Source organism: Acidithiobacillus sp. TH-A36 (assembly GCF_057473445.1).
Map to the genome: position 1 here is coordinate 1 of NZ_JBYCKP010000701.1, position 5,064 is coordinate 5,064.

General features: G+C 54.2%; 7 protein-coding genes. All 7 read right to left on the reverse strand.

Annotated elements, in window-relative coordinates:
- Positions 1-68 precede the first annotated feature (68 nt).
- The 7 genes from AC2VLY_RS17430 to AC2VLY_RS17460 all read right to left on the reverse strand — a co-directional run bounded on the left by AC2VLY_RS17430 (position 69) and on the right by AC2VLY_RS17460 (position 4,906).
- Positions 69-293 carry a DUF2442 domain-containing protein gene (locus tag AC2VLY_RS17430; protein WP_486893082.1) on the reverse strand — a complete coding sequence of 75 codons (225 nt, stop codon included), beginning with the start codon at positions 291-293 and terminating at the stop codon, positions 69-71.
- Entirely contained in the window at positions 199-573 is a 375-nt protein-coding gene (locus AC2VLY_RS17435) for a DUF4160 domain-containing protein (RefSeq protein WP_486922743.1), read from the reverse strand. The genes AC2VLY_RS17430 and AC2VLY_RS17435 overlap by 95 nt, the downstream gene beginning before the upstream one ends.
- A gap of 195 nt (positions 574-768) precedes the next feature.
- Positions 769-2,040, reverse strand: coding sequence for a hypothetical protein (locus tag AC2VLY_RS17440; RefSeq protein ID WP_486893081.1), 1,272 nt, complete (start codon positions 2,038-2,040; stop codon positions 769-771).
- Positions 2,041-2,539: 499 nt separating this feature from the next.
- Positions 2,540-3,370, reverse strand: a complete 831-nt coding sequence (locus AC2VLY_RS17445) for a hypothetical protein (protein WP_486893080.1) — start codon at positions 3,368-3,370, stop codon at positions 2,540-2,542.
- A gap of 19 nt (positions 3,371-3,389) precedes the next feature.
- Positions 3,390-4,103, reverse strand: a complete 714-nt coding sequence (locus AC2VLY_RS17450) for a hypothetical protein (protein WP_486893079.1) — start codon at positions 4,101-4,103, stop codon at positions 3,390-3,392.
- A gap of 14 nt (positions 4,104-4,117) precedes the next feature.
- The gene (locus tag AC2VLY_RS17455) at positions 4,118-4,456 is read right to left on the reverse strand and encodes a YMGG-like glycine zipper-containing protein (protein ID WP_486893078.1); all 339 of its coding nucleotides are present in this window, start codon (positions 4,454-4,456) and stop codon (positions 4,118-4,120) included.
- Between the two features lie 21 nt (positions 4,457-4,477).
- Positions 4,478-4,906 carry a hypothetical protein gene (locus tag AC2VLY_RS17460; protein WP_486893077.1) on the reverse strand — a complete coding sequence of 143 codons (429 nt, stop codon included), beginning with the start codon at positions 4,904-4,906 and terminating at the stop codon, positions 4,478-4,480.
- Positions 4,907-5,064 lie beyond the last annotated feature (158 nt).

Sequence of the window (5,064 nt, forward strand, 5' to 3'; positions counted from 1 at the left end):
GACCACCTGGGGATAAAATGGCGGTGACCAGAATGTACGCTTTTCGGGGGTGCCCACGATCAGCGGAATCACTGCCCACGATCGCCGGAATACGCAGCCAGGTCTATTTCCTCCGGCCACGTCACCGCGCCATGTTCCAGGCCCACAGCACTAAACACCTTGGGCTCTGCAAGGCACCCAAAAACGCCTGCGCCTGGACTATGAATCAGAGCATCCATCCAGACCTCGCCTTCCGTACCGTCCACAAAGCGGACATACAGCCGATATCCGTCGAGTGCGCGTACGGATACCACCCGCCACGGGGCTTTCGGGGAGATCGGTGGTACTGGGGTAGCGGATGAATCTTTTTGAGCGACTGGTTGTGTGTGTGCATAGCTCCCAATTCTCCATGAGTTCGGTCCGATGTTCCTGTGCCCATTCCAACACTAACGCCTGCGCCCGCCTGGGCATTTCGCCCTGGAGAATTTCCAGGGTACGAATATTGATGAGCAGTTCATACTCCCCGTACAGGGCATGAAAATGTGGTGGGGCATGATCCTGCCAGAACATCTGAATCAAGATCCCGTAAAACATGCTAATAGTGGGCCTGTAAAAAATCCTTTCTGATCGCAGTGATAGCCCATCATCGCTGCTTTTCGACGACCAAGCTACCCACTCACTGCAACGAGCAGCCTCTATGTTTGGGCTTACATCCCCAATAAGGGGCGTAAAAAACCTGGCGAATGACAAACCCTACCGCACAGGTTTTCGATTGCAGGCTGCTACGCGCTACACACCTGCCAGCTTATTCAGCAATGCGGTGTACCAAATAGGCGATGAATGGATGTTGGCATAGAGATAATCCGTCCCCTGATAACGGAACAGCATGGTCGGATACACAACCGCCTCGCCACTGCTGGCATAGGTATGCCCGATGGCATAGGCCAGGCGGTCGTTGACATGGACCAGATGACGGGCGGTCGCATCCCCGTGCATGGGCGCGATTCCCCCCACTTCCGGGCTGTAAGAAAAATCATTGTAGTCCTGGGCCAGCGTGTTTTCGGCCATCTCTCCCACACCGGCACCCGATGCACCGGCCACACGGGAGGACAGGATCGCCTCAGCCCGTCCGGCACTTCCGGCATCGAGGCCTGTCACCATGGCATGGATGACGATCTGGCCAGCATCCGCATATTTTTCTGCCTGCAGGAAAAAGTCATGGGAAAGCGTACAGTCCGGGTCCATGATGACCCAGAGATTGGGGACATGCTGACCCTGTGATCGTTCTTCCGCAATCTTGACCGCGCCCTGGGCATCGCCCATGAAAAAACTCACTGCATGGCGGGTAGCAAACTGATAGTTGGCCTCAGACACCGTATAGAGCCCCCCGTGCGCGTCGCCAGGAACCAGACTTTGTGTGGGGATTGGGGCTACGGATGGCCACAAGCGATAAGTTTCCACGATGTACTTCTGCCACTGCGCGGGGGACAGATACGGTAGCTGCCGGTTATTGCGGCTTACTTCAAATTTGGTGTAGTGCCCGGCATTACCGATGGTCTCTATAATCGGATCGTTCACCGCAATAAAGCTGCGGGTCGGCATGGCAAACTGGATGTAATTCGGATTATTCAAATGCGTTTGTTCTCTGGGCAGAATGGAAAATCCCAGTTGCGATTGCAGAATGGCATTGTCCGATGCCTCAGTGGATTGCGGATGTACCGCAGATTGCGGCGTGCAGGTATCTCCTGGAGGACAGATCGGTGCGGAGGCCTGGGGCGTACAGCTGTATCCGGGTGGGCAGCTTCCGGTGTTCTGTGACGCGGGTTGCGGCGTTGTCGGTGTGATTTCCTGCCCCGCTGCCTGCAAGTCGTTGGCCACCTGCCCTGCTGCATACACACTGTTGGGCACGTTCACGCCCGAATCATCGGCGGCATTGGCCACGTCATTGATGGCACCGAGCAGTCCGGCATGCGCCAGTGGCGTCCAGAGAACAGCACTGCCAAGAAGCAGGGTTGCGGCAAGCTGCAGGGATAAACGCTGTGATTTACGCGAATTTTTCATTCATCTTTCTCCTGATTTGCGGTTACATCCGGTAATTCTATGGATAGAATCAGCAACATCGCAGAGAAGATCAAGAAAATTCCCAGCCTCGAAAAGCGTCATGCTCTTAAATGATCCTTATCGCGCTCACTCCAACGCCATACGAACCGGCAAGATTTAGTCCAAATCCGTTGCGATGGCAAAATCTCACAAACGAGCGTTTAGGTAGTTGTCGTTGTTACAGTAACAGACGTTCCGCTGTAACGGATTGTCCAATGACCAATCTATCGCTTTTCGGGAGTGACTTTATCTGGCAATACCGAGAAATGCGGACACGGGTGGGATTTCACCCAATATGGGCAGTCCATGATGATCCTTACTCAACGCTCTTGATCCCAAGGACTGAGGCTTTCAGTTATCCCGTTGTAATACATGAGACAAGTAAAGTTATGCGGAAGCTTGCCCACAGAATATGTGGATAAGCTCCCGCAAGAGGGCGCTCCGGGTTAACCAATCGCGGTCAAGAACGATGCGGCGTATAAACCATTAACAAATGCTTATTGGGGCCGTAAACATTGACCCGCGTGCCAACCGCTCTCACTTCTGTTCTGTCGGCCCCATTCACAAACATATAAATGCGTACATATAGCGACTGGTTCTTGGCTACAAAAGTTTCAATCTTCTTGGCCAGTGCTGTGTTTTTGACGGGCAGAAACGAAAAATCTTCATGATTGAGGAGCGTAGCGCTATAAACGGGGTAACCATCTCCGTTTGGGAAATACATGGTTCCACCACTCAAAAGTAAGGCGAACGCAACTTTGAAACCATGCTTCTTAAAGGAATAATTGCGCAGGGTCATTGTCAGCTTGGGCGTGTAAACATACGGATGACGGCGGATTTCCGCCAACCGCTTATCCATCACTGGCTTGAGTTTTTTGAGCATTTCCTGTTTCTTGAAGACATCTTTTTGGGTGGCATATTTCGCATACAGGATGCTGGCGATCTGGTTATCGCTGAGTTTATGGTCATGGGCAACATATTGTTCGGCCATTTGTTCATTCTTTACCAGGGGTACATAGTCCTTGATGGGCGTGTTCCAATCGGGCATTGGCCCAATAATTTTTTTATGGACTGGGGCACTCACCGTGAGCCGGTGAAACTTGGCATCACCGAACGCATTCAAGGCATTGGCAACGGGACTGTTCGCCCCGGTTTGTTGGGCAGATTGCGTTGTTGCTGAGGATGCGGTTGCATTGTTGTCGCCATGATGGGATGACCCACAACCCGCCATCCCCAGGGCGAGCCCCAGAACGGCGAATGAAGTCATAGAGCGGAGTTGCGGTTTGTTCACAGTATTGTTCTCCTTTTCTTCAGACAGGGTTAGCAGTGGCTTTGTTGGCCTGGTAACGACGAAAACCCATGATCGCCAGGTAAATCGCCACAAAGAAGGTCAGCCAGAACCACAGGGTAATGCTGTTAAAGGCATGGCTACTCACGGAGGAACCCATCCGGGCATCGAATGCGCCGGCCAGACCGGAAAGGGCAGAAACAGCCGAATACAGGTTGTAGATGCCAATGAACGTCACGATCAAGGGCAGGGTATAGGCCAGAGGTGCCGCCGGGTGCCGCCAGAAGACCGGAACAGCGATGCTCAGGATGGCCAGCATAACCAGCAAAAACCCGAAGCCACCATTCATACCGCTGGAGTTGGCCAGCGTCTCCCAGGACAAACCATTGACCAGACCGGGCAACGTAATCGGCACGTCACGGACCACGTCCGCAAAAAGTGCGAATACTGCAAATACCCCATAGGCGATGGTGACGGGCCTCCCTGCATCCCTGTAGGTGTTTTCTGCGATATTCTTGGCCTGACCCAACCAGATCCGGCCTTTTTCTTCCAGCATCTGGGTGGTATCCACCCGCGTCACAGCAACCGCATCGGTGCCTTGCACGGTAAACTCCACACTCTGGCCGGGGGCGGGAGGTTGATCGCTTTTCCACTGGTCGAGACGAAAGGGATATTGGGTTCCCTGACTGCTGATAACACCCTCTTGTCCGGTGAAACTCAAAATGGTTCCGCGCATGGTTTTCTCCGGATTTATTGGGGTGTGCAGGTGTAACCAGGCGGGCAGGGCGGGGGTGGCGTATTCGGTGCGGCCGACTGCGCCGAACCACTGTGACCCACAGCGTATCCCGCCAGTCCACCGACGCCGGCACCAATGGCCGCACCCGCCAGAGGGCTTCCGGTCTGATTGCCGATCACGGCACCCGCTACTGCGCCCAGTACCGCACCGCCCGCCGTGTCTGTGGTAGTGCTGCTAGGGGTCGAGTAGCCAGGCTGAGTGTATCCATAAGGGGAACCATAAGGGCTGTTTGCGCAACCAGCCAAAGCCACGCTACCTAGCAGCATGGATGAAACCAGCAAAGTGCGTATCATTGTTAATATCCTCAATGGCGCTCAAAAAATGCTGTTGATGAGATCGTCACCGATCCCGAAACCGGCGCCCATCATGAGCATCTGTCCAAAACCGGAATGTTCGAGACTGTTCAGGAAACCGCCGCCCTGTTGCTGCGGGTAGCCTTGCAGCTGGCCTACCTGGGGTGTTTGCGGATAACCGGGCTGCCAGGCTGGATTATTCTGCTGCATGCTGGCCACATCGTTCTGAACGGCCTGGTGCATGGCCTGCATGAGCGTCATCATCTGCTGCTGCTCGGTCTGGATGTTCAGGGCCAGCTCCTTGAGATCCAGCAGCCATTCGCGGGCGTCCTGGTTGCCGCCATCCGCTGCCGTCTTGAGTTTTCCGGCAAGCGTCTGCAGGGCCTGCATGACCCCCTGATTTTCCTGCTGCAACTGGTTATATTGCTGTTCTACGGTTTGCAAGTTCATATTCCATTTCTCCTTTGGTTTGATTACTGACTGAGAGCCTCTACCCACTTCGCTGCACCTTATCCGCTCACTCGACCCGCCACGAGATGCTGCTGCATCGTTTGCGCCTGTCGCAAAAGCGTCTGTGTGGGCTCCCAATAACTCTGGCACATTTCCCT

What these genes read in the sequence shown, in the direction of transcription:
- AC2VLY_RS17450 (WP_486893079.1), bottom strand. Translation starts at nt 4,103, where the DNA reads ATGCGCGGAACCATTTTGAGTTTCACCGGACAAGAGGGTGTTATCAGC.
- AC2VLY_RS17435 (WP_486922743.1), bottom strand. Translation starts at nt 573, where the DNA reads ATGTTTTACGGGATCTTGATTCAGATGTTCTGGCAGGATCATGCCCCA.
- AC2VLY_RS17460 (WP_486893077.1), bottom strand. Translation starts at nt 4,906, where the DNA reads ATGAACTTGCAAACCGTAGAACAGCAATATAACCAGTTGCAGCAGGAA.
- AC2VLY_RS17455 (WP_486893078.1), bottom strand. Translation starts at nt 4,456, where the DNA reads ATGATACGCACTTTGCTGGTTTCATCCATGCTGCTAGGTAGCGTGGCT.
- AC2VLY_RS17440 (WP_486893081.1), bottom strand. Translation starts at nt 2,040, where the DNA reads ATGAAAAATTCGCGTAAATCACAGCGTTTATCCCTGCAGCTTGCCGCA.